The 26,340-nt window shown below is 60.1% G+C and carries 23 protein-coding genes; 13 read left to right on the top strand and 10 right to left on the bottom strand.

What is annotated here, in order from left to right; genetic code table 11:
* Window positions 1-13: 13 nt before the first annotated feature.
* The 3 genes from B723_RS17465 to B723_RS17455 all read right to left on the bottom strand — a co-directional run bounded on the left by B723_RS17465 (window position 14) and on the right by B723_RS17455 (window position 2,959).
* Entirely contained in the window at window positions 14-1,456 is a 1,443-nt protein-coding gene (locus B723_RS17465; RefSeq protein WP_144425245.1) for a catalase, read from the bottom strand.
* A gap of 71 nt (window positions 1,457-1,527) precedes the next feature.
* Window positions 1,528-2,352: an alpha/beta fold hydrolase gene (locus B723_RS17460; protein WP_017337927.1), complete on the bottom strand. Its 825-nt coding sequence runs from the start codon at window positions 2,350-2,352 to the stop codon at window positions 1,528-1,530.
* 31 nt (window positions 2,353-2,383) lie between these two features.
* Window positions 2,384-2,959, bottom strand: a complete 576-nt coding sequence (locus tag B723_RS17455) for a flavodoxin family protein (RefSeq protein ID WP_017337926.1) — start codon at window positions 2,957-2,959, stop codon at window positions 2,384-2,386.
* A gap of 357 nt (window positions 2,960-3,316) precedes the next feature.
* Here B723_RS17455 and B723_RS17450 point away from each other — a divergent pair, with 357 nt between their 5' ends.
* Window positions 3,317-6,121, top strand: a complete 2,805-nt coding sequence (locus B723_RS17450) for an ATP-binding protein (protein ID WP_017337925.1) — start codon at window positions 3,317-3,319, stop codon at window positions 6,119-6,121.
* Here the strand turns inward: B723_RS17450 and B723_RS17445 are convergent.
* Complete coding sequence (locus B723_RS17445; protein ID WP_017337924.1) at window positions 6,086-7,570, bottom strand: ATP-binding protein; 1,485 nt, start codon at window positions 7,568-7,570, stop codon at window positions 6,086-6,088. The genes B723_RS17450 and B723_RS17445 overlap by 36 nt on opposite strands.
* Window positions 7,571-7,747: 177 nt before the next feature.
* Window positions 7,748-8,698 (bottom strand): GlxA family transcriptional regulator, encoded by a 951-nt coding sequence (locus tag B723_RS17440; protein WP_031318704.1) that lies wholly within the window; start codon window positions 8,696-8,698, stop codon window positions 7,748-7,750.
* 259 nt (window positions 8,699-8,957) lie between these two features.
* Between B723_RS17440 and B723_RS17435 the strand changes: the two genes are divergently transcribed.
* Window positions 8,958-9,680, top strand: coding sequence for a pirin family protein (locus B723_RS17435; protein ID WP_017337922.1), 723 nt, complete (start codon window positions 8,958-8,960; stop codon window positions 9,678-9,680).
* Between the two features lie 93 nt (window positions 9,681-9,773).
* Here B723_RS17435 and B723_RS17430 read toward each other — a convergent pair whose 3' ends face one another.
* Complete coding sequence (locus B723_RS17430; protein ID WP_017337921.1) at window positions 9,774-10,649, bottom strand: LysR family transcriptional regulator; 876 nt, start codon at window positions 10,647-10,649, stop codon at window positions 9,774-9,776.
* Between the two features lie 112 nt (window positions 10,650-10,761).
* Here B723_RS17430 and B723_RS17425 point away from each other — a divergent pair, with 112 nt between their 5' ends.
* The 3 genes from B723_RS17425 (at window position 10,762) to B723_RS17415 (ending at window position 14,085) form a co-directional block, all read left to right on the top strand.
* A complete protein-coding gene (locus B723_RS17425; RefSeq protein ID WP_017337920.1) occupies window positions 10,762-11,973 on the top strand; it encodes a YbfB/YjiJ family MFS transporter in 1,212 nt (403 codons plus the stop codon).
* A gap of 57 nt (window positions 11,974-12,030) precedes the next feature.
* A complete protein-coding gene (locus tag B723_RS17420; RefSeq protein ID WP_017337919.1) occupies window positions 12,031-13,029 on the top strand; it encodes an NAD(P)H-quinone oxidoreductase in 999 nt (332 codons plus the stop codon).
* Between the two features lie 99 nt (window positions 13,030-13,128).
* Entirely contained in the window at window positions 13,129-14,085 is a 957-nt protein-coding gene (locus tag B723_RS17415; RefSeq protein WP_017337918.1) for an alpha/beta hydrolase, read from the top strand.
* Window positions 14,086-14,088: 3 nt separating this feature from the next.
* On the opposite strand, the gene B723_RS17410 is transcribed toward B723_RS17415, so the two are convergent.
* From B723_RS17410 to B723_RS17400, 3 genes are all read right to left on the bottom strand, one after another.
* The gene (locus B723_RS17410) at window positions 14,089-15,903 is read right to left on the bottom strand and encodes an ABC transporter ATP-binding protein (protein WP_017337917.1); all 1,815 of its coding nucleotides are present in this window, start codon (window positions 15,901-15,903) and stop codon (window positions 14,089-14,091) included.
* A 162-nt stretch (window positions 15,904-16,065) separates the two neighbouring features.
* Window positions 16,066-16,662 carry a DUF6338 family protein gene (locus B723_RS17405; protein ID WP_017337916.1) on the bottom strand — a complete coding sequence of 199 codons (597 nt, stop codon included), beginning with the start codon at window positions 16,660-16,662 and terminating at the stop codon, window positions 16,066-16,068.
* Between the two features lie 169 nt (window positions 16,663-16,831).
* The gene (locus tag B723_RS17400) at window positions 16,832-17,860 is read right to left on the bottom strand and encodes an AraC family transcriptional regulator (RefSeq protein ID WP_017337915.1); all 1,029 of its coding nucleotides are present in this window, start codon (window positions 17,858-17,860) and stop codon (window positions 16,832-16,834) included.
* A gap of 168 nt (window positions 17,861-18,028) precedes the next feature.
* Between B723_RS17400 and B723_RS17395 the strand changes: the two genes are divergently transcribed.
* From B723_RS17395 to B723_RS33930, 4 genes are all read left to right on the top strand, one after another.
* Complete coding sequence (locus B723_RS17395) at window positions 18,029-18,880, top strand: 3-hydroxybutyryl-CoA dehydrogenase (protein ID WP_017337914.1); 852 nt, start codon at window positions 18,029-18,031, stop codon at window positions 18,878-18,880.
* A complete protein-coding gene (locus B723_RS17390) occupies window positions 18,867-19,469 on the top strand; it encodes a TetR/AcrR family transcriptional regulator (protein ID WP_033037264.1) in 603 nt (200 codons plus the stop codon). The genes B723_RS17395 and B723_RS17390 overlap by 14 nt, the downstream gene beginning before the upstream one ends.
* A gap of 165 nt (window positions 19,470-19,634) precedes the next feature.
* Window positions 19,635-20,048 (top strand): VOC family protein, encoded by a 414-nt coding sequence (locus tag B723_RS17385; RefSeq protein ID WP_017337912.1) that lies wholly within the window; start codon window positions 19,635-19,637, stop codon window positions 20,046-20,048.
* Window positions 20,049-20,167: 119 nt separating this feature from the next.
* Window positions 20,168-20,293 (top strand): hypothetical protein, encoded by a 126-nt coding sequence (locus B723_RS33930; RefSeq protein WP_017337910.1) that lies wholly within the window; start codon window positions 20,168-20,170, stop codon window positions 20,291-20,293.
* A gap of 7 nt (window positions 20,294-20,300) precedes the next feature.
* On the opposite strand, the gene B723_RS17380 is transcribed toward B723_RS33930, so the two are convergent.
* Window positions 20,301-21,527 (bottom strand): RtcB family protein, encoded by a 1,227-nt coding sequence (locus tag B723_RS17380; protein ID WP_017337909.1) that lies wholly within the window; start codon window positions 21,525-21,527, stop codon window positions 20,301-20,303.
* Window positions 21,528-21,819: 292 nt separating this feature from the next.
* Here B723_RS17380 and B723_RS17375 point away from each other — a divergent pair, with 292 nt between their 5' ends.
* Genes B723_RS17375 through B723_RS17360 form a run of 4 tightly spaced genes read left to right on the top strand, consistent with a single transcriptional unit; the run spans window position 21,820 to window position 26,327 of the window.
* Window positions 21,820-23,889, top strand: a complete 2,070-nt coding sequence (locus B723_RS17375) for a type VI secretion system tip protein VgrG (protein ID WP_017337908.1) — start codon at window positions 21,820-21,822, stop codon at window positions 23,887-23,889.
* Window positions 23,886-24,740 carry a DUF4123 domain-containing protein gene (locus B723_RS17370; RefSeq protein ID WP_031318703.1) on the top strand — a complete coding sequence of 285 codons (855 nt, stop codon included), beginning with the start codon at window positions 23,886-23,888 and terminating at the stop codon, window positions 24,738-24,740. Before B723_RS17375 ends, B723_RS17370 begins: the two co-directional genes overlap by 4 nt.
* Complete coding sequence (locus B723_RS17365; RefSeq protein WP_017337906.1) at window positions 24,737-25,519, top strand: hypothetical protein; 783 nt, start codon at window positions 24,737-24,739, stop codon at window positions 25,517-25,519. Before B723_RS17370 ends, B723_RS17365 begins: the two co-directional genes overlap by 4 nt.
* A 13-nt stretch (window positions 25,520-25,532) precedes the next feature.
* On the top strand, window positions 25,533-26,327 hold the full coding sequence (locus B723_RS17360; protein ID WP_017337905.1) for a hypothetical protein: 795 nt from the start codon (window positions 25,533-25,535) through the stop codon (window positions 26,325-26,327).
* The last annotated feature ends 13 nt before the right edge of the window (window positions 26,328-26,340 follow it).

The following is a 26,340-nucleotide window of genomic DNA, read 5'->3' as shown; positions in this document are numbered from 1 at the left end:
CGATCCTGCTTTATTAAACCAACGGCACCAACCGTTCCAACGCCTCGGCCACGCCAAACCCGTACGCCGGATCAGCCTTGGTGCAATTGTCGATATGGCGCTGACGAATCGCCTGCGGCACGCCGTTCATGGCCCGCGCGGTATTGTCGAACAGCAACTGTTTACGCACCGGGTCCAGCAAACGAAACAGATTGCCCGGCTGCTCGTAATGATCCTCCTCCAGCCGATGATCATAGTGTTGCGCAAAACCTTCCAGGGGCAGCGGTGGCTCGGCCAGTTCCGGCGAATCCTGCCACTCGCCGACGCTGTTCGGGAAATAGCTGGCGGTGCCACCCAGGTTGCCGTCCGTGCGCATGGCGCCGTCGCGATGGTAACTGTGGGCCGGGCAACGCGGGGCGTTAACCGGAATGTGGTTGAAGTTCACCCCCAGACGATAACGCTGGGCATCGCCGTAGGAAAACAGCCGCGCCTGGAGCATGCGGTCCGGCGAGAAGCTCACGCCCGGCACCACGTTGGCGGGCGAGAACGCCGCTTGCTCGATCTCGGCGAAGTGGTTTTCGGCGTTGCGATTGAGCTCCATGATGCCCACTTCAATCAGTGGAAACTCGCCGTGCGGCCAGACCTTGGTCAGGTCGAACGGGTTGTGCCGGTAGTTGATCGCCTGCTGTTCTTCCATCACCTGAATGCACAGTTTCCAGCGCGGAAAGTTGCCCTGCTCGATGACTTCGTACAAGTCCCGCAGATTGCTTTCGCGATCCTTGCCGACCACGGCTTCTGCCTCGGCGTCCGAGAGGTTTTCGATCCCCTGCTGGCAGACAAAATGAAACTTCACCCAAACGCGTTTGTTGTCGCGGTCGATCAGGCTGAAGGTATGACTGCCGAAGCCGTGCATATGACGGAAGCTGGTAGGAATCCCGCGATCGCTCATCACGATGGTCACCTGGTGCAGCGCCTCGGGCAGCAGGGTCCAGAAATCCCAGTTGCTGGTGGCGTTACGCAGGCCGGTGCGCGGGTCGCGCTTGACCACGTGGTTGAGGTCGGAGAAACGCAGCGGGTCGCGGAAGAAAAATACCGGCGTGTTGTTGCCGACAATGTCCCAGTTGCCTTCGTCGGTATAGAACTTCACCGCGAAACCACGGATGTCGCGCTCGGCATCCGCCGCGCCACGCTCGCCGGCTACCGAGGAGAAGCGCACGAACAGCGGCGTTTCCTTGCCCACGGCGCTGAAAATACTGGCCTTGGTGTAGCGGCTGATGTCATGGGTGACGGTGAACGTGCCGTAGGCGCCCGCCCCCTTGGCGTGCATGCGTCGCTCGGGGATCAGTTCGCGGTCGAAGTGGGCGAGTTTTTCCAGCAACCAGATGTCTTGTAAAAGTGCCGGCCCACGAGGGCCGGCGGTCTGGATATTGAGGTTGTCGACCACCGGCGCGCCGGTGGCGTTGGTCAGCTTTTTCATGGTCATGTACTCGAAGAATTCAGCTCATCAGGAGCAAAAACGGCGCGGATCTAGGCCCGCGCCGGTGTGCATCAACCCTTGAGGAACGCCAGCAGATCGGCGTTGAGCTGATCCTTGTGAGTGTCAGTCAAGCCATGGGGCGCGCCCGGGTAGACCTTGAGCGTAGAACCTTTCACCAGTTTCGCCGAAGCGATCCCCGCAGCTTCAATCGGCACCACCTGGTCCGCATCGCCATGCACCACCAGGGTCGGCACGTCGAACTTCTTCAGGTCTTCGGTGAAGTCGGTTTCGGAGAACGCCTTGATGCAGTCATAAGCGTTCTTGTGGCCGGAGGTCATGCCTTGCATCCAGAACCAGTCGATCATGCCTTGCGAGGGTTTGGCGTCCGGCTTGTTGAAGCCGAAGAACGGACCGCTGGCGAGGTCGATGTAGAGTTGCGAACGATCGGCCAGGGAGGCCTGACGAATGCCGTCAAACACTTCAATCGGCAAACCGCCGGGGTTGGCTTCAGTCTTGAGCATCAGCGGCGGCACCGAGGAAATCAGCCCGGCCTTGGCCACCCGGCCAGTACCATGGCGACCAATGTAACGCGCCACTTCGCCGCCGCCAGTGGAGAAGCCAAACAGCACGGCGTCTTTCAGGTCCAGCAACTCGATCAGTTGCGCCAGGTCATCGGCGTAGGTGTCCATGTCGTTGCCGGTCCACGGCTGACTGGAACGGCCGTGACCACGGCGGTCGTGGGCGATCACACGGTAGCCTTGGGAGGCGAGGAAGATCATCTGCGATTCCCAGCTGTCGGCGTTCAATGGCCAGCCGTGGCTGAAGACGATGGGTTGACCGGTGCCCCAGTCCTTGTAGTAGATCTCGGTTCCGTCTCGGGTCGTGAACGTACTCATGCGATGTCTCCTTAGTGAGTGTCGGGGTGAATCAAACCGGTGAGTGGCTCATGCGATCGGCCAGCCGCGCCACGCGCTCGCCCAGGTGCGCGGCGGTGCAACGGTCTTCGGCGGGCGGTGCGAATTCGGGGGACTGTTCGACATTCGATTGCGCCATGGCGCCCAGCGAGCTGCCGAGGCGGTTGAGTTGCCCGTCGAACACGCCGACGCCGGAGCGCGCGGGCAGCAGGTCGAGACCGACCCAGATCATCGAATGCTGGGCGGCGAAAACCGCCATCTGCAGCAAGGTATTGAGTTTGTCGCCGCACAGGCAGCCGGAATTGGTGAAACCGGCAGCCAGTTTGTCGCGCCAGGGTTGAGCCAGGTAGAACGCCGCCGTGGCTTCCATGAACCCCTTGAAGCGCGCCGAGGCGCTGCCCATGTAGGTCGGCGCGCCAAAGATGATCGCGTCGGCGTTGTGCAAACGGTCCCAATGCTGGTGCACGTCCTCGACCGGAATCAGCAGGCACGTGCTGCCCAGGTGCCGTTCCACACCTTGGGCCACGGCCTCGGCCATGACCCGGGTGTGCCCGTAGCCACTGTGATAGACCACCACCACGTTGCTCATTCCGGCGTCCTCATGACGAATCATTCCCTTTGCAACAAGGCTCAGTACCAGCCAGCCAACGCCGCTCCCACAGGTTTTCACTGCAGCTGACCGGTGGATGTTGAAGAAGCAGAGTTTTGGGCGTAGACCAGACGCAGCACGAGTTAAACGTTGTTAATTTTCCCTGGCGCGCCAAAAGCCCCGACATCACCTTTGCGAGTACCGCGCCCAATAAATACGGAACTCACGAACAAAGACGGCAAACGGCCGGGCCAGATGCCCTCCGAAAACCATTGCACCGTGCATTGCACAGATCGACAAACCTGACGAATATGTTCGAGAACCGCATACCAGACGGTTGCAAGCAGGAGTGCCCCGTTGTCCCTTTCACCCGTACAGGCCATCCATTTCGGCCCCTACCGGATCTATCCCGGCCAACGCCTGGTGATGGAAGCCGAGCATCCCGTGCGTCTGGGCCGGCGTGCCATGGACATTCTGCTGATCCTTCTGGAGCACGCCGGGAATGTGGTCAGCAAACAGGAACTGATCGCCAGGGTCTGGCCCAAAAGCGTTGTCGAAGACATCAACCTTCGGGTGCACATGGCGGCATTGCGCAAGGCGCTGGGCGATGGTCAGGCCGGCCAGCGGTACATCGTCACCGTGGCCCAGCGTGGCTACAGCTTTGTCGCGCCGTATTCGCTGGGATACATCGAGCAACCCGCGGCGAGTCAGGCACCGGCGCCGAGCGTCCACAACCTGCCGGTGCGTCGAACCCGCATGATCGGGCGTCAGTCCCTCGTCGACAGTCTGGTGGGGCAGTTGTCACGCCAGCGATTCATCACCCTGGTCGGTCCCGGCGGGATCGGCAAGACCACCGTGGCCCTGCGCGTCGCCGAGCAACTGATCGGGCGTTATCAGGACGGCATTCGCCTGCTGGACCTGGCACCGATCAACGACCCGGCGATGATCACCGCGCATCTGGCGACCTTGCTCGAACTGCCCTTGCACGGCGCCGAACCGATGAGCGGCCTCGCGGCATTCCTGCGCGATCGGCAAATGTTGTTGGTGATCGATAACTGCGAACACCTGATCGACGCGGTCGCCTTGCTGAGTGAAAGCCTTCTGCGCGCCGCGCCCGAGGTGCATATTCTGGCCACGAGCCGCGAGAGCCTGCGGGCCGAAGGTGAATTCGTCCAGCGCCTTGGGTCACTGGACTGCCCCCCGCCCATCGCCGTGCTCGACCGCGCCCAGGCCCTGACGTTTTCGGCCTTGCAACTGTTTGTCGAGCGGGCGATGGCCAGCCACGACAGTTTCGAACTGACCGATGACGAACTGCCGCTGGCGATTGAAATCTGCCGGCGCCTGGACGGCATTCCACTGGCGATCGAACTGGCGGCCGCGCAAGTCAACAGCCTCGGATTGAGCGGATTGCTGACGCAACTGCAGGGCAGCTTTCGCCTGCTCACCCAAGGCTGTCAGACCACCTTGGGCCGGCATCAAACCCTGCGCGCCACGCTGGACTGGAGCTTCGAACTGCTCAGCCCCTGTGAGCAAGTCTGCCTGCGCCGACTGGGTGTGTTCAGGGGCGGTTTCACACTGGAGTCCGCTGCGGCAGTGATCGTCGGCGAACACATCGAACCCCGTGAGGTGTTTGGATCGATCACCCAACTGGTGGCCAAATCGCTGTTGAACGTTGAGGTCGGTGATGAAGAGGTGTTTTACCGTCTGCTCGACACGACCCGCAGTTATGCGCTGGAAAAACTCGACCAGGCCACCGACCTGCCCGACACCCGAAAACGTCACGCCGAACGCTGCCTGGCCTTGATGCATCAGGCCCAGCACGAATGGGAGGCGATCCAGACGTGCACGTGGATCGAGCGATATGCCCGCAGCCTGGAAGACATCCGTGCCGCCCTCGACTGGGGATTGAACGCGCAAGGGCCGCAAGCCTTGGCGATCCGCCTCGCTGCGACGTCAGCTCCGCTGTGGCAGGAATTGTCGCTGCTCAGGGAGCACGGCGTGTACGTGCGCAAGGCGCTGGCCTTGCTGGACGCCGCGCCCGAGCCTTGCCCTCGGCTGAAAATGGCCCTCAAGCTGGCCCTCGGCAGCTCGTGTTATCACACCCAGGGCGGCACGGCGGAGACCGTCGAGGCTTTCGTCAGCGCCAGGACTCTGGCGAGACAGTGCGACGACCTGGCCGGTCAACTGCGAGCCGTGTCCGGCCACATGGCGGTCAACCTCAGTTGCGCCCACTATCAAATGGCCCTCGAGCAGAGCCGGCAATTTGATCGGTTGGGCGTGCACGGCGATCCGGTGCTGTCCCTCAGCACCCACCGCTTGCGGGTATTGGCCCTGCATTTTGCCGGAGACCAGCCACAGGCGCGGTTGAATGCCGAACAGGTTCTCCAACGCATGACCCAGAGCGGGCATCTCAACCGCTTCACCCACGGTTTTGGTGTGCAATACGACCAGAGCGTCGCCTCGCTGACGATTCTGGCGCGCATTCTCTGGTTGCAGGGTCAACCGGAACAAGCCTGGCGCACGGCCCGACAGGCACTGGACATTGCCCTGCAGATCAACCACGGCACCTCCATCTGCTACACCCTGGCGCTGGCCAGTTGCCTGATCGCTCACTACAACGGCGACACCCGCACCGCTCGCGAACTCTTGCGTCTGCTGCTGGAACAAGCGCAAAAACACTCGGTACTGCTGTTCTACACCTGGGCCCTGCACTACGCCCAGGTGATCGACCACGCCGAGGTGCGCTCGTCCCTCCTGCCGGGCGTGGGGCTGATCAAGGACATCATGGTCACGCTGGACACCGGCTTCGTCGATGACGCCTCCTTGCAACGGGCGGACACCGGCATGGCCGGCTGGAGCACGGCGGAAATCCTCCGCGCCAGGGCTGATGCACTGCTGGCGCAAGGTTGCCCGTTGAAAACCGAAGCAGCCGAAGCCGTGTTGATTCGGGCCTTGAACGTGGCAAAACACCAGGGCGCCCTTGCCTGGGAATTGCGTAGCGCCACTTCACTGGCACAGCTTTGGCAGCGACAGGGCCGGCACCGGCAAGCCCATACGTTGCTGTTGCCGGTCTATAACCGGTTCACTGAGGGTTTTGCCACGCCAGACCTGACCAAGGTGCGCCGGTTACTCGATGAGTTGCAACGCCACCTGCCCGCTTGATGTCCAGCGCGTCCGGCTGATGTAGCGGGCGTAACGCATTTCCAAGGTCCGCAGCTCACCGCTGTGTTCAAGTTTTTCGAGGGCGTAGGCGCGCGTGGTGTTGAGAAAGCGGTATCGGCTCAATCCACCGCCCTGCTCCAGCGACAGCAGCGATTTCAGCGCCAGGCTTTCCACCACCTCAATCACACGTCCGGGCAGCAGCGCCGTGCAACCGAGCACGCCAATCGCCGCGTCCAGTGTAAAGGCCATTTTGAACACCGCCAGACGCTTCAACACGGTTTGCTCCAGCGGACTCAGGTGTTCATAGCTCCAGTCCAGCGCGGCTTTAAGGGTTTGATGGCGGGGCACGGCGGTGCGCCGGCCGTGGCTCAGAAGCTGAAAACAGTTGTCGAGTTGGGCTTGCACGCCCACCAGCGCCAACGCGTCGATTTGTGCGGCCGCCAACTCGATGGCCAACGGTATTCCATCGAGGCGACGACAGATTTCGCGCACAGCCTTGAGGTCCTGTTCGCGCAGGGCAAACCCTTGCTGACGGGCACGGGCGCGACTGACGAACAGTTGCACCGCCGAATAGCCCATGGCCTCCGCCACACTGTGCAATGCCGACGCCGGCGGCACCGCCAGTGGCGGCAAACGCTGGACCGATTCTCCCTGCGCGTTGAGCGGCTCTCGACTGGTAACCAGGATCGACAGACGCGGTGCGGACTTCAGCAGGTCCTCGACCAGCGTGCGGCAGCGTTCGAGCAGGTGCTCGCAATTGTCCAGCACCAGCAAAGCATGGCGCTGTTTTAACGTATCGAGTGTCGTCCCGACCTCCAGTTCAAGCGCCCGGGTCAGCTGATCGACCACCTGCGCCGGATCATCGATTGCCGCGAAATCGACCAGCCAGACGCCGTCCTGATAGTGCTGCAAAAGCAGTTCGGCCACACGCAACGCCACGGTGGTCTTGCCGATGCCAGCGGGCCCCACCAGGGTCATGAAGCGTCGAACCGGCAATTGCCGGACCAGGCTGCCGACGATCGAATCGCGACCGGTGACCGGTGTGAGCCGCGCGTGCAGGTTGTGTTGAAGTTTTTGAGCCGTCTCGATCGACACCAGAGAACACGCCGGCACACGTTGCACCGCCGCAATGAAGCTGTAGCCTCGTTGGGGAATGTTGACGATGTAGCGCTGCCCGTTCTGCCCGTCGCCCAAGGCGCGACGCAGCGCTGCGATGTGCACACGCAGGTTGATGTCCTCGACCACCGAAGTCGGCCAGACGAGCGCGATCAATTCGTCCTTGCTGACGACAGTGCCTGCACGCTGGACCAGCACCTGCAGGATATCCAGGGCCCGCCCGCCCATGCGCAGCGGCCGGGCACCGTCCAGGATCAACCGTTGCCGCAGGTGGAGTGCGTAGGGGCCGAATTGCAGCACTGCATCGCTGTTCAAATTTGTCATGCTGTTCATGCACGTTCACGTGCGCAAACCCGGGGCGGCTAAAAGGACTGCACATTCATCCCGCGCCAGGCTCACGCACCTCCATTGCAAAGAGTTCAGCAGTATCTTGGCAGGCATCGGTGAAGGTACAACTGCGAAGATGGGAGCATCACGGCCATCACAGTGCGCAAGACGGACAAGAAGGCTCTAGCTCGACTGTTCCCGGTACAGGGTCGGCGTCAATCCAAGTTTTTCACTGAACAGGAACCGCATGTGCCGAACACTGCCGAAGCCACTTTTGAACGCCACGGTCTTGAGCGGCAAGTCAGTGGTTTCCAGGAGATTCCTGGCGCAGTCGATGCGCGCGCTTTGCAGGAATTCCATCGGGGTCATGTTCACTTCCCGGGCGAACACCCTGGCGAAATGACGGGGACTCATGGTGGCCAGGCCCGCCATGCGTTCAATGCTGAATGCCTCATCCAGATGCTCAAGCACATAATTCTGCACGCGGGTCACTGGCGTTTCATGGGGCGCGATGGTGGCCATCAACGGACTGAATTGCGCCTGGCCGCCCTGGCGCTTCATCACCACCAGCAACACCTTGGCCACGTCCTGGGCGACTTTCTTGCCGTGGTCTTCGGCGACGACTGACAACGCGAGGTCGATGCCGGCCGTAACGCCGCCGGAGGTGATGAGGTTGCGGTCCTGCACGTAAATCCGGTCGGTCTCCACTGTCGCCTTCGGGAAGCCCTTGATCAGCCGTTCTGTGTAATGCCAATGGGTGGTGACGCGGTAACCGTCGAGCAGGCCGGCGTGCCCGAGCACGAAGGCGCCGGTGCAAATCGAGCCATAGCAGCCTGCGCGGCTGACGGCGTTTTGCAACCAGTGGAGTAACGGCGGGTGCTTTTCGTTGTAGGCACCGGGACCGCCAGGCACCAGCAACAAGTCATAAGCCTGACCCGCCTGATCGATGTGCATGTCGGGGTGAACGTTGACGCCGTTGGACGCACGCAATGCCCCGTGTTCGGTGCCAATGGTCATCAGCTCATAACGCTGTGCCGGCTCCAGGTAGCGATTGGCGATGGAAAACACCTCCATGGGCCCGGCCATGTCGAGCAGGAGAAAGTCGGGAAACAGCACCATTGCTACGGTTTTCATGGGTTACATCACTGAAGTCAAAAAAGGATTACTGGCTGAACACCCACCCTGCAGGAACCGGCTTGCTGGCTCCTGCACGTTATGTGCTCGGCATTAAGGCAGTGATATGCATTATGGCCAATGGAACAGGAACAGCCTACCCATTATTGTCAACCTGAACGAGACAGTATTTCAATTTTCATCTACTTATTGCACAAACCGATAAACATTAACCTTCTCCTCACTCGGACGAATCAACGTCCCAACAGGAGATTTCATCATGCTGACCCTTCGCAAAGCTTCCGATCGCGGCGCGGCCAATCACGGTTGGTTGAAGTCGTTCCACACCTTTTCCTTCGCCAACTACCGCAACCCGAAAGAGCAGGGTTTTTCCGACCTGCTGGTGATCAACGATGACCGCGTCGCCGCCGGCAAAGGCTTCGGCCAGCACCCGCATCGCGACATGGAGATCTTCTCCTATGTGCTCGAAGGTGCCCTTGAACACAAGGACACCCTGGGTACCGGTTCGGTGATCCGCCCCGGTGACGTGCAATTGATGAGCGCCGGCAGCGGCGTGGCGCACAGCGAGTACAACCACTCGGCCACCCGTGGCGTGCACTTCCTGCAAATCTGGATTGTGCCGGACGTCAGCGGCGCCAAACCGCGCTATCAGCAAGAGCATTTCAGCACGCAGAAAAAACGCGGCCGCCTGCAACTGATCATCTCCCCCGAGGGGAAAAACGGTTCGCTGCAGGTGCGCCAGGATGCACGGGTGTATGCCGGGCTGATCGATGGCAAGGAATCCGCCACCCTGGAACTGGCCGCCAATCGGTACGCCTATGTGCATGTGGCTCGTGGCAGTGTCGAACTCAACGGCATGGTATTGCAGGAAGGCGATGGCGTACGGGTTCGGGATGAACAATTGCTGAGCTTGAGCAATGGCGTCGATGCCGAAGTGTTGGTGTTCGACCTGCGTCCTCAGGAATTGCCGGAAATGCCATAACCCTGGGATAACAGCCTCGCTCCGCTCGACAGCTCCTACATGTCAATCCCTGTAGAAGCTGTCGAGCGGAGCGAGGCTGCGATCTTTCAAGCTTTACTCACCCGTCCCCGAAAACACCGCCACAATCTCATCAATGACCACACGAACCCTGGCGGTATGCCGCAAATCCTCGTGGGTCACCAGCCACACCTCATACGGTACCGGTCGCGTGCGCTCTGGCCACAGCCGGACCAGCCCGTCCCTCTCCCCCATGTACACCGGAATTTCCCCCAGTCCGATTCCGGCGGCAATGGCTCGGCGCACCAGCAGGCCGGAACTCAAGCTCGACACGATGCGGCCGCGCCCCAGCGGTTCCGAGACCAGCGTCATGTCCTTGTGGCCCTGCAAATACGGCTGATACACCACCAGATCATGCCCCTCGAACGCGGAGCCCGGTGCCGGCACGCCGTGGGCGTCCACATAGTCTCTGGAAGCAAACAGTCCCACCGGCCAACGCGCAATGCGCCGGGCGATCAGGTCCGGGTTATCCGGCCGGGTGTTGCGCACGGCGATGTCGGCTTCGCGTTTCGACAGGCTGATAATTTGCGTCGAAGCGTCCAGTTGCACTCGCACGTCGGGGTGCTGCTCATGCAAGCGGGCAATGGCCGGGATCAGGAAGTCGATGGCCATGGAGTCCGTGGTGCTGACCCGAACGGTGCCCGTCAGTCGATCATCAAGCCCTTGAATCCGTCGTTCGAGCTCCAGTGCGGAATGCTCCATTTTTTCCACAGCTTTCAACGCCGCCTCGCCCACCGCCGTCAGCGCGTACCCCTCGGACGTGCGCAGAAACAGCGTCGCACTCAAGGACTTTTCCAGTGCCGTGATTCGCCGCCCGACGGTGGCCTGATCAACACCCAGCACCCGCGCTGCGCCGCGTAGCGTCGATTCCCGGCAAACCGCCAGAAAGACTCGCGCGTCATCCCAATTCATACGGACCTCCACTGATGCATATACGCATCACGATAGCGCAAACTCGCTGCGCTAATGAATCAGTAAACCTGGATAAGCTGGGCACCTGAAATAAACCTGCAGGACAGCCCCCATGCTCAGCACATCATCCACTCCACGCAGCGCGATATGGCTGCCGATATTCGCCGGTCTTTGCGCCAGCCTGGTCAGCATCGGCCTGGCGCGGTTTGCCTACACGCCGTTGATTCCTTCGTTGATCCAGGCGCACTGGTTTTCCACCAGCGACGTGGTGTACCTCGGTGCCGCCAACCTGGTTGGCTACCTGATCGGCGCACTGATCGGCCATCCGCTGGCCCGCCGCACCTCCAACAAAACCGCGCTGCGCCTGATGATGCTGGCGGTGACGCTGTCGTTTTTCGCCTGTGGCTTTCCGCTGTCGGTGAGCTGGTTCTTCGGCTGGCGCCTGCTGTCGGGCATCGCCGGTGGCGCGATCATGGTACTGGTCGCCGCGACCGTGCTGCCGCATGTGCCGGTCACCCGCCGAGGATTGGCCAGCGGCGCGATTTTTCTGGGTATCGGTTTGGGCATTGCCGGATCGGGAACGATTGTTCCGCCGCTGCTGAGCCTGGGTTTGCAGAACACCTGGTTCGGTCTCGGTTTGATTGCGCTGGTGCTGACCGCCGCAAGCTGGTTCGGTTGGCCGTCAGCTGCGCATCCGGCAACTGTCATGCCGTCTGACGAAGAATTCAGTGCGCCGACCGATCCACGGGTTTATCTGTTGTTTGCCCAGTACGCATTCATGGCGGCCGGCCTCGTACCCGCCATGGTGTTTCTGGTGGATTATGTCGCTCGCGGGCTCGGTGCCGGGTCGCATGTGGGTGCGCTGATTTGGGTGATGTACGGTATCGGCGCGATTATCGGTCCGGTGAGCTACGGTTTCCTGGCCGATAAACTGGGCGCACGGTTGAGCATTCGCCTGGTGCTGGTGGTACAGGCGCTTGCCGTGGGTCTGCTGTCGATTTCCAGCTCATTCACCGCCCTGGCCTTGCTGGCAGTGATCCTCGGCTCGTTCCCGCCGGGCATCGTTCCGCTGGCACTGGCCCGGGTTCACGAACTGATCCCGCAGCATCACCCGCAGCAAATTGCCTGGAGTCGCGCCACCGTGTCGTTTGCTACATTCCAGGCAATTGCCGGGTTTGCCTATTCAGCATTGTTCAACGCCAGCGGCGGGCATCACGGGTTGTTGTTCATCATCGCGGCGGGAGCCATTGTCGTGGCGCTGCTGCTGGAACCGGGCATGCGCCTGCTGAACCGCCACGATCGGCTGCAATCGGCATTGAACTGAGTCACTGCCACCTCGAAGTGGTCCCATTTACTGAACACCTCCAGACAGGACGCGCCCATGAATCTGCCCCAAACCATGACCCTGATTGAAATCACCGAACCCGGCGGGCCCGAGGTGTTGAAGCCGCGCCAGGAAGCGGTCCCCACCGCTGGTGTGGGCGAAGTGCTGATTCGCGTGCATGCCGCCGGGGTCAATCGCCCCGACGTGATCCAACGGGCCGGCAAGTACCCGATGAAACCCGGCATGAGCCCGATCCCTGGCCTGGAAGTGGCCGGCGAAGTGGTTGCAGTCGGTAAAGACGTGAGCGAATTCATCGTCGGCGACAACGTCTGCGCGCTGACCAATGGCGGCGGCTACGCACAATACTGCGTCGCACCGGCCAGCCAGACATTGCCGATTCCTCAAGGCATGGATTGGGTGCAAGCGGCGGCGGTCCCGGAAACGTTCTTCACGGTGTGGGCGAATCTGTTCGACATGGGTGGCGCCAGCAAAGGCCAGCGAGCATTGATTCACGGCGGCACCAGCGGCATCGGCACGACGGCCTTGATGTTGTGTCGCGAGTTCGGCGTCAAGGCATTCGCCACGGCAGGCAGTGAGGAAAAGTGCGCGGCGATCCGCAAGCTGGGCGCGGAGGCGATCAACTACCGCGACCAGGATTTCGTCCAGGTGATTCAGGAAAAAACCGCCGGCAAAGGCGTCAATGTGATTCTCGACATCATGGGCGGCTCGTACCTGAACTCGAACATCGCGGCGCTGGGCATGGAGGGTCGACTGGTGATGCTGGGCTTTCTCGGCGGCGCCCACGCCAAAGACGTCGACCTGATGGCGATCATGAGCAAACGCGCGACGATCACCGGCTCACTGATGCGCTCGCGGACCCGCGAAGAAAAAGCCTCGATCGCCGAGCAACTGCGCGAGTACGTCTGGCCGGTATTGGCTGCCGGGCGTTGTCTGCCGATGATCGACAAGGTCTATCCACTGGCTGATGCGGCACAGGCTCATGCGCGGATGGAAGGTGGCGATCACATTGGCAAGATTGTGTTGCGGGTGGATTGATCTGCCACAGGGGGCCGTGAACGACTGTCGAAATTATTCCCGCCCCCGCTGCGCTTCTGTTAAAAAACGAACTTCAGTTTTTTACCGATGGACCACCCAATGGCCTCCTCCCTGCTCACCCGTCTTCGCCGACGCTGGCTGCCCTTGCTGTGCATGGCCGGGCTGGTTGTCGGTCTGCCCGTGAGTTGCGGGGTGCTTGAGCACACCGAACGCGAGCTGCTGTTTCGTATCGAGCCGGGCACCGCTGGCTGGTATCGCGGCTTGCCAAAGGACGTTCAGGAGTTCGACATCAAGTCCGCAAGCTTCAAAGGCGGGCAAAACCTGCATGCCTGGTGGTGGCCCGCCGCGCGGCGGGATGCACCGTCGATCCTCTATCTGCATGGCGTGCGCTGGAATCTGACGGGGCAGGCGTTCCGTATCGAGCAATTGCGCGCCATGGGCTATTCAGTGCTGGCCATCGATTACCGTGGGTTTGGTCAGAGCAAGGGGGACCTGCCATCGGAGGCCAGCGTGTATGAAGACGCCCGAGCCGCCTGGGAGCGCTTCAAGACGATGCAACCCGACGCCGGCAAGCGCCTGATCTACGGCCACTCCCTCGGCGGTGCCGTGGCCATCGACCTGGCGGCTGACCTTGCCGCACAGGCGAAAAAAGACCACGCCGCCGTTCCGGTGCGCGGTCTGGTCATCGAGTCCACCTTCACGTCGCTGGGCGATGCCGTGGCGCAGGTGGCCGAAAGCAACCTGCCGGTGAAATGGCTGCCCGTGCGCTGGTTGCTTTCGCAGAAATTCGATTCCATCGACAAGATCGTCGACATCGATATGCCGCTGCTGGTGGTCCATGGCCTGGCCGACGCGTTCATGCCCTCGCGATTCAGCCAGCAGTTGTTCAATGCTGCCAGCGAACCCAAACGCCTGCTGCTGGTGCCGGGCGGTACGCACAACAACAGCATGAGCCTGGGCGGCAACCAGTATCGCCAGGCACTTGAAGGCTTGATGAAGGCAAAGCCGCCGCAGATGGCCGGGCCGGCGCTGACTCGCGGTACTCAGGATTCCTGAAGACTATCGATAACCTTGCGCCTGCAGCTTGAACAACTGCGCATAACGCCCGCCCGCCGCCACCAGACTGTCATGGTCGCCGCGCTCGAGGATCGCCCCCTGATCCAGCACGATGATGTGGTCGGCGTTGCGCACGCTGGAAAACCGGTGGGAAATCAGCAGCGTCATGCGACCTTCGGTGTGCTCGCTGAAATGTTCGAACACCGCCGCCTCCGCCGCCGGATCGAGGGCTGAAGTCGGCTCATCCAGAATCAGTATGTCGGCATCACGGCGCATGTAAGCGCGGGACAAGGCGATCTTCTGCCATTGCCCGCCGGACAATTCCTGGCCCCCCGCAAACCAGCGGCCCAATTGCGTGGCATAGCCGCGATCCAGACGCTCGATGAAAGGCGCAGCCATGCCCTCGGCGGCGGCCGCCTGCCAACGTTGTTCATCGTTGAACGCCAACGTATCACCGACGCCAATGTTCTCGCCCACGGAGAACTGGTAACGGATGTAATCCTGAAAAATCACACCAATACGCCGACGCAGTGCACCTTCTTCCCACGCCTGCAAATCGCTGCCGTCCAGTAGAATTCGGCCCTTATCGGGACGGTACAGACGGGTCAGCAACTTGATCAGCGTGGTCTTGCCTGAACCGTTCTCCCCCACCAGCGCCACACTGTGCCCCGGCACGAGGTGCAGATCGATGCCCTCCAGCGCAGGGCGGCTCGCGCCCGGATAACAGAACCCGACGTTCTCGAACCGCAAACCATCGCCGGGCAGTGCACCCTCGGTGAGATGCCCGGTATCCACGACGACGGGTTCAGCCAGGTATTCATAAAGACTCGACAGGTACAGGCCATCTTCGTAAAGACCGCTGATGGCGCTCAAGCTACTGCTCACCGCGGTCTGCCCTTGCTTGAACAGCACCAGGTACATGGTCATCTGGCCGAGGCTGATACTGCCGTGAACGGTGTCGACCACCACCCACGCGTAAGCCAGGTAAAACGCCCCCGTGCCCAGCAACCCCAGCACAAAACCCCAGCCATCCCGGCGCAAGGTCAACCGGCGGTCCTCGGCGTAGAGTCGCGCGAACGTCTCGCGATACCGCTTCAACAGCAGCGGCGCGAAACCGAACAGCTTGACCTCCTTGATGTACGCCTCGTGGGAGAGCAGCGTCTCGATGTAGTTCTGCTGCCGACTCTCCGGCGCACGGCGGGTGAACAGCCTGAAAGCGTCACCGGAGAAATGCGCTTCGGCAAAAAATACCGGCAATGCGCCGACCACCAACAGCACCAGCGCCCACGGCGAAAAATGCACCAGCAACACGCCGAAGCTGATCAGCACGATCAGGTTCTGGATCAGCCCCAGCGACTTCATCACCAGCGCCAGCGGCCGGGTCGACGCCTCGCGCCGCACCCGAACCAGCTTGTCGTAGAACTCCGAATTTTCGAACTGCACCAACGACAACGTCTGGGCTTTCTCCAGAATCATTGTGTTGACCTTTTGCCCCAACTGCACCCGCAACAACGACTGCTGCACTGACAGCGCCCGTTGCGCCCCGGACAGCAAAGCAAGCACACCGGCTTCAAACAGCACGTAACGCACGACCGGCCATAATGGCGCACTGCCCTGCTGCGCATGCAACTGCATGGCGAACACCACGGCATCGACGATGCGCTGGCCCAGCCAGGCGGCCAGCGCGGGGAGCATGCCAGCGATCAGGGTGGCCAGTACCAGGCCCAGAAACAACCCGCGAGAGGTTCCCCAGACAAGGAGCAAGGCGCGTCTGGCCTGGTCGAGCAAGGAGGTGATGCGGGAGAGGTTCGCAGGCATGTTTATCTGCTGCGCTTGCGTGGTTTCTCGAAGGGTCTTCTTGAAGGTGGAGGACCGAGGGGAATAACCAGCCCGGGGGGTGGAGGGCCACCATTGTGCCACTCCTCCATTAACCGCCGAAGTTCAGCCGGCATTTCTTGCGGTGCTTTGCTTGTCATTTAATCACCCTGTTGTTTTCGTGAACTCGACCCACTGAACCTTTGAAACATCAATAACAATGACTTCGATCCCGGTGTGAAACGGTTTGTTTGCACCATCAATCCAGCTAGGGTACTCGAGAACGAATTGTCCTCGTGCAGGTTCCGACGGCCATTCTGTTGGCCAGCCAAACAGGCGTTTGCTATCTACCAAATGCAGCACTACATATCTTTTCCGCGATAAAAAAGCGCTGTACCACTCGCAAGGATATGAAGATTGCGTGGTGATTTTCAGCTTCCGCAGTAAAGCGTGAAGCTTGTCGCTGCTAGCGATGTGACAGGATAGAAAGCCCAACAGCACCGCTATCACAGCAGACCACAGAGCCTCCGATTTCCTGTCCCACGCGCCGACTGAGAAAAAACGCTCCCCCGTTAAAAGCAGCACCGCTCCCAAACCGACAACCAGCGACTGAATCACAAACGTAAAAATCAACGCCTGGACGATCTGCCCAAAGGTATCCGGACGTTTGAACGCCGTCAGCGAGTAAAAAATCCAGGCTGCCAAAAAACCCGGGAGCAAATACTGAAGTAACGGAATCACTTCCTTGACCAAGCCATCCATGCCATTCCAATCCATTGAAAAGTTCGAGCTGGCGCAAATAAATACAGCACTACAACAGCCTGTGTCATCCATTGAAAATGGAGGCTCGTCACAAGAAATGTCGGGACTACAAGCGGGACTACAAGCCGAAAATCCTCCTACATTTAACAAAGAAAAACTGGACAAAAACTCAATCCAGATCCGACGTCATGTGCTCCTGAAACCGCGCCCGATACCGCCCCGGACTCTCCCCCGTCCACTTCTTGAACGCCCGATGAAACGCACTCGGCTCCTGAAAACCCAGTTGTTCGGCAATGTCACCAATGCTGGCCTTGCTCTGACGCAACTGTTCAAACGCCACGCCGCGGCGCACTTCGTCCTTGATCTCCTGATACGAACACCCTTCACGCTCCAGCTTGCGACGAAAGGTGCTGGGGCTGAGGTGTTGTTCCAGGGCGAAGGCTTGCAGGGTCGGCCACTGGCTGTAATGACTGTGGCGCAAACGCTGATGAACCTGCGACGCCAGGCCATGCTGGTTGCGGAAGCGGATCACCAGCCATTGCGGCGCGGTACGCAGAAACACTTTCAGGGAGGCGAGGTCCTGAACCACCGGCAGGCGCAGGTAGTGGCTGGCGAATTCGATTTCGGTGCGCTCGGCGCCGAAAGTCAGGTTGGGGCCCCAGAGCAAACGATCATCGCTGAGGGCCACGCGTTCATGACGAAAATCCGCACGATCGATGGGGATGCGCCGACCGCCCAGCCAGCACAGCAGGCTGATCATCAGCACCAGAAACGTCTCTTCGCCCAAACGCGCCACATCATCGTTTTGCGCGCAGGTATCCAGGCTGATGACCGCACGTTTGCCGCGCACCGTCAGCGTGCCGCGAAAGTCGCGAAGGAACAGCGCAAAGTTGCTCAGGCACTGGCGCAGGGCTTTGTGCAGATCGGGCTCCTGAATCAAGGCTCGGCATATCAGGGCGAAGCTGCCCGGCGGCATCCCGTGGGAGTCGAGCCGGAAGAACTCGTCGTCGAGCTCGCGGATCTGGATCAGCCAGAGTGCAGCGAACGCACTGGCCGGCACCCGCGCCACGGGCTGTTCGATCAACGCCGGATCGATGCCTGCCTGCTCCAGCGCAGCCCGCCGTCGCTGCGGGTCGTCCCCCAGCCCATGGATCATCGCCTGCACAAAGTAGGCGGCCACCGAGTCCTTTTCCCGCATCTGAACGCTTCGCTCCCCAATTACCCGAATGGCAAAAAACACCAGCACCGTTGAACAGTTTCGGCATAGGACAACCGCCCCGCCGGTTCTAGACTCGCGGCCAATAGTACGCCTTCGGCCGTTGCCTCGGCCAAGGTATCGCAGGGTTTGACCGGAAGGACGTGTGACATGAATCTGCAAAACATCGGCGTGATCGGCGCTGGCACCATGGGCAACGGCATCGCGCAAGTCTGTGCCCTGGCGGGTTTCAATGTGACCTTGATCGACATCTCCGAGAGCGCTTTGCAAAAGGCACTCGCGACCGTCGGTAAAAATCTCGACAGGCAGGTCAGCAAAGACACGCTGACCCAGGAGCAAAAGCTCGCCGCCCTCGACAAGATCCGCACCAGCACCGATTACGCTAGTTTGCAGAACGTGCAACTGGTGATCGAAGCCGCCACCGAAAACCTTGATCTGAAACTGCGTGTGCTGCAACAGATCGCCGCGCAGGTCAGTACCGAGTGTGTCATCGCCTCCAACACGTCGTCGCTGTCCATCACCCAGCTCGCCGCCAGTGTCAGCCAGCCTGAGCGTTTCATTGGCCTGCACTTCTTCAACCCGGTGCCGGTGATGGGCCTGATCGAAGTGATTCGTGGCCTGCAAACCAGCGACGCGACCCACGCGCTGGCGCTGGACATGGCCACGACCCTGGGCAAAACCGCGATCACCGCAGGCAATCGTCCGGGTTTTGTGGTCAACCGGATTCTGGTGCCGATGATCAACGAAGCGATCCTGGTGTTTCAGGAAGGCCTGGCCAGTGCCGAGGACATCGACGCCGGCATGCGCCTGGGTTGCAACCAGCCGATCGGCCCGCTGGCACTGGCGGACCTGATCGGCCTGGACACCGTACTGGCGATTCTCGAAGCCTTCTACGACGGTTTCAACGACAGCAAATACCGTCCCGCGCCACTGCTCAAGGAAATGGTCGCCGCCGGCTACCTGGGACGTAAAACGGGGCGCGGCTTCCATGCCTATGCCTGAGCGTTGCTCACGTTTCGCCGAGTACCGGGACAAGGTGCTGGAGCTGTTTGCCAGCAAGGGGTTCGGGCAGGTCGGCATGCGTGAGCTCGCGACCTGCCTGGGGCTCGCCCCGGGCTCGTTGTATCACCATTACCCCAGCAAGCAGCACTTGCTGCTCGACCTGATCGAGGAGTTCTATGAAGAACTGCTGTCGACGCTGGGGCGTATCGATCAAAAAGCTTCAGCGAAACGCGACAAACTGCAAAACCTGATCCGCGCACACCTGAATCTGCATCAGGAAATGCCCTGGCATTTCCGCCTGGCAGAACGCGACAGCGGTTGCCTGAATGAAGAGCAACAGGCGCGCGTTCAGCAGTTGCGCGAACAGTACGAACGCAAATTACTGCTGATGCTCGGCACCCGCGCCCGCCTCAGCGAACAGGCGCAACGTGCCGCCGCACATGCTATCGCCAATCTTCTCAACAGCGCGCCGAGCTGGCTGGCGCACCAGGCGCTGGAGGAACATGAGCGGGTCGAGATGCTGGAAAATCTCGTGGGCGGGGCCATTGAACGTTTGCTGCGTCCCTCGGCGCCACGCGCAGTGGCCTGAAAGCGCAGTTGCGCAAAGCCATAAGCCGCGTCGGCCCAATAGGAAAAACATCTAAACGAATGTTGCGAATTACCACCTCTAACGCTTTGCTGATGGAGCCCATCCATTGCAGAGCCGCAGGTGAATAGCGCCTCCCTCTGTGTCCTTTATCACCGGGAGTAAAACATGAAAATCAATCCCTACCTCATCTTCAACGGCGACTGCAAAGCCGCGTTCACCTTCTATGCCCAGGCCCTGCAAGGCCAGCTCGAAATGATGATGACCTTCGGCGAAAGCCCGGCGCGCGAGCACTTTCCGGCAGACCTGCACAACCTGATCATTCATACCCGTCTGTCGGTGGGCGATCAGGCGATCATGGGGTCGGATACCACCCCTGATCGCCCCACGGATGACATGGCCGGCTGTTCGGTCTCGCTGAATGTCGACAGCATTGCCGAGGCGGAGCGCGTCTTCAATGCGCTGGCGGAAGACGGCAGCGTGCAAATGCCTCTGGAAGCGACCTTCTGGGCCGCACGTTTCGGGATGCTGGTCGATCGGTTTGGTGTGTCATGGATGGTCAATTGCGAGAAGGATCAGTGACTTTTCAGGCAAGCAAACGCCCAACCTGAAAAAGTCGGGCGTTCTGGAACCCCCCGGGCCGTCTGCTACCGTCAACAGGCCACCCCGCCTCGCCGCGGCCCCTTCGGAGGAAGTCCGCCATGCCCGCTCATGACGCGCCCCCTTCGTCCGCCATGGGCGCCTATGTCAATGGGCCGCTCTGGGCTCGCGATGTAAGAACCATCGAGGGGCGCAAACTCAAAGGGATCGTGATCAAGTACTGCTAGCGGTCGGCTACCCCTTCACGCACACCACCTGACGCAAGGTATGCAGCACTTCCACCAGTTCGCGCTGGGCGTGCATCACGTGGTCGATGTTTTTGTAGGCCATCGGTATTTCATCGATCACCGCCGCATCCTTTCGACACTCGACGTGGGCGGTGGCGCGGATCTGATCTTCGACGGTGAACAGGCTTTTCGCTTTGGTACGGCTCATGGTGCGGCCAGCGCCGTGGCTACAGGAGCAGAACGATTGCTCGTTGCCGAGCCCGCGAACGATGAAACTTTTCGCCCCCATCGATCCTGGAATGATCCCCAGCTCACCCTTCTGCGCCGACACCGCACCTTTGCGGGTCACCAGAACATCCTGACCAAAATGCCGCTCTTTCTGCACGTAGTTGTGGTGGCAGTTCACCGCCTCCAGGGCGACGTCGAACGGCTTGCTGATCACCTTCCGTGTCGCCTGAATCACCGATTGCATCATCAGCGCGCGGTTCTGCCGGGCGAAATCCTGAGCCCAACCGACGGTTTCAACGTAATCATCAAAATGCCGACTGCCTTCTTTGAAGTAGGCCAGGTCACGGTCCGGCAGATTGGCGATGTGCTGGCGCATGTCGCTCTGAGCCAGCTGAATGAACAGGTTGCCAATGGCGTTGCCAACCCCGCGTGAACCGCTGTGCAGCATGAACCAGACCCGGTTGGCTTCATCCAGGCATACCTCAATGAAATGATTACCGCTGCCCAACGTGCCCAGGTGCCCGCGATTGTTGGTGCTGGCGAGTTTCGGGTACTTGTCGGTGATCGCCTTGAACCGTGGGTTCAAGGCAGCCCAGGCGTGATCGGCCTGTTTGGGAACGCTGCCCCAGGCACCGGTGTCCCGGACGCCACGACCGACGGTGCGCCCATGGGGAACCGCCTTCTCGATCGCGCACCGCAAACCATGCAGGTTATCCGGCAGATCAGCGGCGGTCAGCGACGTGCGCGCGGCGATCATGCCGCAGCCAATATCCACCCCGACAGCGGCCGGGATGATCGCGCCCACGGTAGGAATCACACTGCCGATGGTCGAGCCCTTGCCAAGGTGCACGTCGGGCATCACCGCCAGGTGTTTGAAGATAAACGGCATCTTCGCGGTGTTGATCAACTGTTGCCGGGCTTCGTTTTCTACCGGAACGCCTTCGGTCCAGAGCTTGATCGGTTTGCCGTTAGCGACTTCCAGCAATTGATAGGTAGGGTCTTGCATGATTCGCTGCTTTCCAGTGGCCGATGTTTCGGCCCTGTTCTGATGACTGAACCGTACATTGAGTCCTCATAGTATCCCAGCGAACGCGAACATTCCCTGGCGTCGAACATGTCTGTCAGACATGTAACGCCAGTTTAGGAACCGTCTGACATCAATTCCCAAGCCCCCTTGATAGCCTCGCACAGAACCCGGCTACGGGACGTTCTATTGTGATCTGACCAGGGAAGGTCATTTACGCACGTTGCATCAACGTCCCGGAGCCTGTGCCACGTCACAGGAAAAGGAAACCTGGATGGTTAATGCAAACCCTCGTGCCCGTTTCAGCCTTGCGATCAACGACATTCAACATGACCTTCAGGTGCTCAGGTTCACCGGCAAAGAGCTCATCAGCCAGCCTTTCGCCTTTGAGATCGAGCTGGTCAGCGGCAGGCGAGACCTGGACCAGAATGAGCTGCTGCACAAACAAGCCTTTCTCGCTTTCAACGGTTCCGGCGACGGCATTCACGGGCAAATTCATGGCGTGGTCAAAGGCAGTCTCGGTCATGGCCTGACCCGCTACAGCGTGACGCTGGCGCCCAGGCTGGCGTACCTGGACCACCGCACCAATTGCCGTATTTTCCAGCAAATGACCGTTCCGCAAATCATCGCGCAGGTGCTCGACGGCCACGGCATCCATCGTGACTTCCACCAGTTTCAACTGGGCAGCGCTTACCCGGATCGTGAGTACTGCGTTCAGTACAAAGAGTCCGACAGAGCGTTCATAGAGCGACTCTGCCAGGAAGAAGGCCTGCACTACCACTTCCAGCACAGCCGCGAAAAACATGTGATGGTGTTCGGCGACGACCAGACAGTGTTTCCCCGGCTCGACCGTCCGACACGCTTTAGACACGACAACGGCCTGGTCGCCGACACACCGGTGATCAAGCACTTTGACGTGCAAGTGCGAGTTGGCACCCACCGCACCACTCGCCGCGATTACGACTTCAAAAAAGCGCGCATCTTGCTGGAGGCCGAGAGCAGGTCCGATAGGTCCGGGACTGAAGCGGATCTGGAGGATTACCAGTACCCCGGTCGTTTTACCCAGGGAGATCGCGGCAAACTGTTGAGTCGACGCGAACAGGAACGTCACGGCACTGCGTGCCGGGTGGCACGGGGTAAGAGCGATCAACCGATGCTGCTCTGCGGGCATTTCCTGCCGCTGGCCGAACACCCGGACGAAGAATGGAACGACCTGTGGTTGCTGACCGAAATCGAGCATGAAGGTGCACAACCGCAAGTCTTGCAACAGCACGCGGCCTACACCGGCACCGGCGATGACAACGGCTTTCAGGGTTATCGCAACCAGTTCCTCGCCACGCCTTGGGACGTGATCTACCGCTCGCCGCTGACCCACGACAAACCACGAATCGCCGGCGTTCAAAGCGCCGTGGTCACAGGCCCCAAAGGCGAGGAAATCCACTGCGACGACTTCGGTCGGGTCAAGGTGCAATTCTTCTGGGATCGCGAAGGTCGCTACGACGATAAAAGCAGTTGCTGGCTGCGTGTCTCCTCCCTCCTGGCCGGCAACGCCTTTGGCGGCGTCGCCTTGCCGAGAGTCGGCATGGAGGTCCAGGTCAGTTTTCAGGACGGCGACCCCGACCATCCCGAGATCAGCGGCTGCCTGCACAACAGTGCCAACCCGGTGCCCTACGAATTACCCGCCAACAAAACCCGCAGCGTATTCCGCTCCCGCAGCTCGCCAGACAGCACGGGGTTCAGCGAACTGCATATTGAAGACCGCGCCGGTCAGGAATTGATTTACCTGCGCGCCCAGCGGGACATGGAACAACGGATAGAAAACGACAGCCGCCTGGAGGTCGGCAACGAGCTGCGCACCACCGTCAAGGGCGACAGCGTTACCGTGCTGCATGCCACGGAACACCGCACCACCAGCGGTGATCGGCACACACAGCTCAAGGCCAACGACTACCTGCAAGTTGCCGGCAACAGCCACACTCACGTAGATCAAACCCAGGCACTCAGCGCTGGCCGGGCGGTTGTTATTGAAGCCGATCTGATCATTCTGAAGGCCAGGACCCAGTTCTCGATCGAAGCCGGTGGAGAACATTTACAGGTAGGCGGCGGCGGAATTTTCGGCAGCAGCGAACTCCAGATCGGTGGCGCTCCGATGCGCGCGCCAGCCGACTCGATAGCAATGCCGCGCTCAGTCGATGGCTTGTCCGTGCCACCCGAACTGCCGCCCATGCTCGCGTCGTCCCAGCCCGCACTGATGGCGGCAAGCAACGCGTTGGCGGCGGATCTCTGCCCCCTTTGCGAAGCGTGTCGTGATGGCTTCTGCCCAACGGAAGGAGCTGCCGCATGACCCACACACTCCCCCGCCAATGGATGAACGAACAGCGCCGCCTGGGCCGCGAACTGTGCCTGGTGCTGGACTCGCAGAACGAGCGTGAAACCCGTCAGCTGTTGTTGAAGTCCAGCGGACACGACCACTACCTGAGCGTCTACAACGCAACGACCCTCGCGAACCTGGCCGATGCCGGTCCGTTCATCTTCACCCTGGAACAGTCCGGCGACCGGCGCCTCGACGAACTGCTGGATCATCCCGAACGCAACTGGGGCTGGCTCGCGAGCGTCGAAAAAGGTGCGTTACGCGGGTTGGTCAATCACTGGCAACAGCGATTGATTGTCGGGACGCGTCCCTATCAGGCGCTGTATCGCTTTCACGACAACCGAGTGTTGAGTCGCGCGCTGAAACACCTGCGGCCTGAAGAATATCCAGCCTTTCTTGGGCCGGCGATCAGCGTCTGCTACTGGGACGGCGCTGCCTGGAACACAGCTCACAATCCTATCCCCGGAACGTACCCCGTGCCGGACCAGCCGCTCTGGTTGCGCACACCCCTGCCCCAGCCACAGGCCTCGGAAATTCGCCGGCTCAACGCCCATCGTTATTTGCTGGCCGAGCATGTTGAGGCCTACGTCAATCTCGCCGAAGAACATGAACCTGATGCGTGGTTGCGTGAGCGTTTAGCGCTGGCAGACAGGTGGGGCTGGTTGGAGCCAGAGCAACTGGAATTTCTGTTGATTCAGAGTTTGCAAGCGCCGGGTTTTACTTTGCCCCCGGAGTGGGAGGTGCGGGGTGATGAGAGTCCGGTGGAGCACTTTGAGCGGGTGCGGCAGTTGGTGGGGTTTTGGCGGGGGGATGTGCCGATATGAAATGGAAATCAGAAATCGCAGTTGTGGCTTGTTGTCTTGGGTTGGTCACGGGTTGCTCTACCGGGCAGCCGGACACATTCACCTTCACTGCCGATTTACCGCCCGATTTTGCCTACAAGGCCATCGCCGAGTATGTGCCGGCCAAAGGAGAAACCTGCACCGTGCCGGGGGGAAGGAATACGGCCGTCGGGTACAACATGAAGTGGCGTGAAAGTTACACGCCGAATTCTGAAATTTCCATGTATCGAACAGTCAGTGGCTGTCCGCTGGTGATCAGGCGTATCAGGCGTATCAGGCTGGATATCAACGCTTCCTATTGGACACATAGGGGGGACTTCGGTGGGGACAGCGCAATGGTCATCATCCGCGATGATCTGGAGGAACAATACAAAGGCACGTTCAGTGACGCCGGCGAAAGCACTTTCTACGGCCATTGTCAGTGGCTGTTTCGCACTTCGGGTGCGCAGCGACGCATTGTCAAAATTCTCGATTGCAAAGCAGCGAACGCCCGAGGAGAGCCGGAACGAGGCCACCCAGTTTCGGGGTACAGCCTCGATCAGCTACCGGGTAAGACCGTGAAGATGAAGATTACGTTGGCTGGCGAGGAAAGACCTTATATGGGCGATACCTGGGTAAAACTTCCCAAAGGTTGGAAGCGCTGTATGGGAGACAACTTTGAAGACCAGTACGCCTTTTGCTTCGGCAACTTCAAAGACTTCAGCAGTTTCCGGATGCCGGATGGAAGGCAATGCACCATTTACCCGGGCTGCACAGAATAAGGACATTAATCACATGCCGATTTTTTCTTCACCGGCGAAGTCAACGCTGAAATTTGCTCCGTTGGCTTGCTGCATCACATTAATCACCGGCTGTGCCAAGAGTCAGCCGAACACATTCACCTTCACCGCCGATTTACCGCCTGATTTTGCATACGTCGCAGCGGTTTACTACGTACCCGCCGAAGGTGAGGCCTGCACTGTTGCAACAAAGGACAACTTGGCGCCGGTTTTCAATGACCAATGGCGAAAAGAATACAAACCCGATTCCGAAATAGAGATTCATATAACGCGCAAGGGCTGCCCGTTGGTCGTTAGGCGCATCGAACTGGAGATCAACTCGGCGTATGGAAAAGATCGAGGCGACTTCGGAAGGGAAAGCGCCATGGTTGTTATTCGCCATGAACTGAAGGAGCAATCCAAAGGCATTTTTAGTGAAGCGGGTGAAAGTGTCTTTTACGGTCAGTGCCAGTGGCTGTTTCGCACTGCGGGTGCTCAGCGACGCATCGTTAAAATCCTCGACTGCAAAACGACCGACGCACAGGGCCAACTAGGGCGTGGGCGCCCATTTGCGGCGTACACCCTTGATCAGCTACCTGGGAAGACCGTGAAGATGAAGATCACGTTGGCCACGAAGGAAAGACCTGGCTGGGGTGACACCTGGGTCGAAGTGCCCGGTGGCTGGAAGCGTTGCATGGGGAAAAATTTTGAAGATCAGGATGCTTTCTGTTTTGGAAATCACTCTGATTTCAGCACTTTCAAAATGCCAGATGGCCGCATCTGCACCATTTATCCCGGCTGCACGGAATAAGGACATTAATCAC

The organism is Pseudomonas fluorescens NCIMB 11764 (assembly GCF_000293885.2).
Lineage (GTDB): Bacteria > Pseudomonadota > Gammaproteobacteria > Pseudomonadales > Pseudomonadaceae > Aquipseudomonas > Aquipseudomonas fluorescens_B.
The sequence above is the reverse complement of the archived record's forward strand: the minus strand, read 5'-3'. Positions and strand labels throughout refer to the sequence as shown.

Coding starts and splice junctions, on each gene's coding strand:
- B723_RS17465 (WP_144425245.1), bottom strand. CDS start 1,456: ATGAAAAAGCTGACCAACGCCACCGGCGCGCCGGTGGTCGACAACCTC.
- B723_RS17460 (WP_017337927.1), bottom strand. CDS start 2,352: ATGAGTACGTTCACGACCCGAGACGGAACCGAGATCTACTACAAGGAC.
- B723_RS17455 (WP_017337926.1), bottom strand. CDS start 2,959: ATGAGCAACGTGGTGGTGGTCTATCACAGTGGCTACGGGCACACCCGG.
- B723_RS17445 (WP_017337924.1), bottom strand. CDS start 7,570: ATGAACAGCATGACAAATTTGAACAGCGATGCAGTGCTGCAATTCGGC.
- B723_RS17440 (WP_031318704.1), bottom strand. CDS start 8,698: ATGAAAACCGTAGCAATGGTGCTGTTTCCCGACTTTCTCCTGCTCGAC.
- B723_RS17435 (WP_017337922.1), top strand. CDS start 8,958: ATGCTGACCCTTCGCAAAGCTTCCGATCGCGGCGCGGCCAATCACGGT.
- B723_RS17430 (WP_017337921.1), bottom strand. CDS start 10,649: ATGAATTGGGATGACGCGCGAGTCTTTCTGGCGGTTTGCCGGGAATCG.
- B723_RS17425 (WP_017337920.1), top strand. CDS start 10,762: ATGCTCAGCACATCATCCACTCCACGCAGCGCGATATGGCTGCCGATA.
- B723_RS17420 (WP_017337919.1), top strand. CDS start 12,031: ATGAATCTGCCCCAAACCATGACCCTGATTGAAATCACCGAACCCGGC.
- B723_RS17415 (WP_017337918.1), top strand. CDS start 13,129: ATGGCCTCCTCCCTGCTCACCCGTCTTCGCCGACGCTGGCTGCCCTTG.
- B723_RS17410 (WP_017337917.1), bottom strand. CDS start 15,903: ATGCCTGCGAACCTCTCCCGCATCACCTCCTTGCTCGACCAGGCCAGA.
- B723_RS17405 (WP_017337916.1), bottom strand. CDS start 16,662: ATGGATGGCTTGGTCAAGGAAGTGATTCCGTTACTTCAGTATTTGCTC.
- B723_RS17400 (WP_017337915.1), bottom strand. CDS start 17,860: ATGCGGGAAAAGGACTCGGTGGCCGCCTACTTTGTGCAGGCGATGATC.
- B723_RS17395 (WP_017337914.1), top strand. CDS start 18,029: ATGAATCTGCAAAACATCGGCGTGATCGGCGCTGGCACCATGGGCAAC.
- B723_RS17390 (WP_033037264.1), top strand. CDS start 18,867: ATGCCTATGCCTGAGCGTTGCTCACGTTTCGCCGAGTACCGGGACAAG.
- B723_RS17385 (WP_017337912.1), top strand. CDS start 19,635: ATGAAAATCAATCCCTACCTCATCTTCAACGGCGACTGCAAAGCCGCG.
- B723_RS33930 (WP_017337910.1), top strand. CDS start 20,168: ATGCCCGCTCATGACGCGCCCCCTTCGTCCGCCATGGGCGCCTATGTC.
- B723_RS17380 (WP_017337909.1), bottom strand. CDS start 21,527: ATGCAAGACCCTACCTATCAATTGCTGGAAGTCGCTAACGGCAAACCG.
- B723_RS17375 (WP_017337908.1), top strand. CDS start 21,820: ATGGTTAATGCAAACCCTCGTGCCCGTTTCAGCCTTGCGATCAACGAC.
- B723_RS17370 (WP_031318703.1), top strand. CDS start 23,886: ATGACCCACACACTCCCCCGCCAATGGATGAACGAACAGCGCCGCCTG.
- B723_RS17365 (WP_017337906.1), top strand. CDS start 24,737: ATGAAATGGAAATCAGAAATCGCAGTTGTGGCTTGTTGTCTTGGGTTG.
- B723_RS17360 (WP_017337905.1), top strand. CDS start 25,533: ATGCCGATTTTTTCTTCACCGGCGAAGTCAACGCTGAAATTTGCTCCG.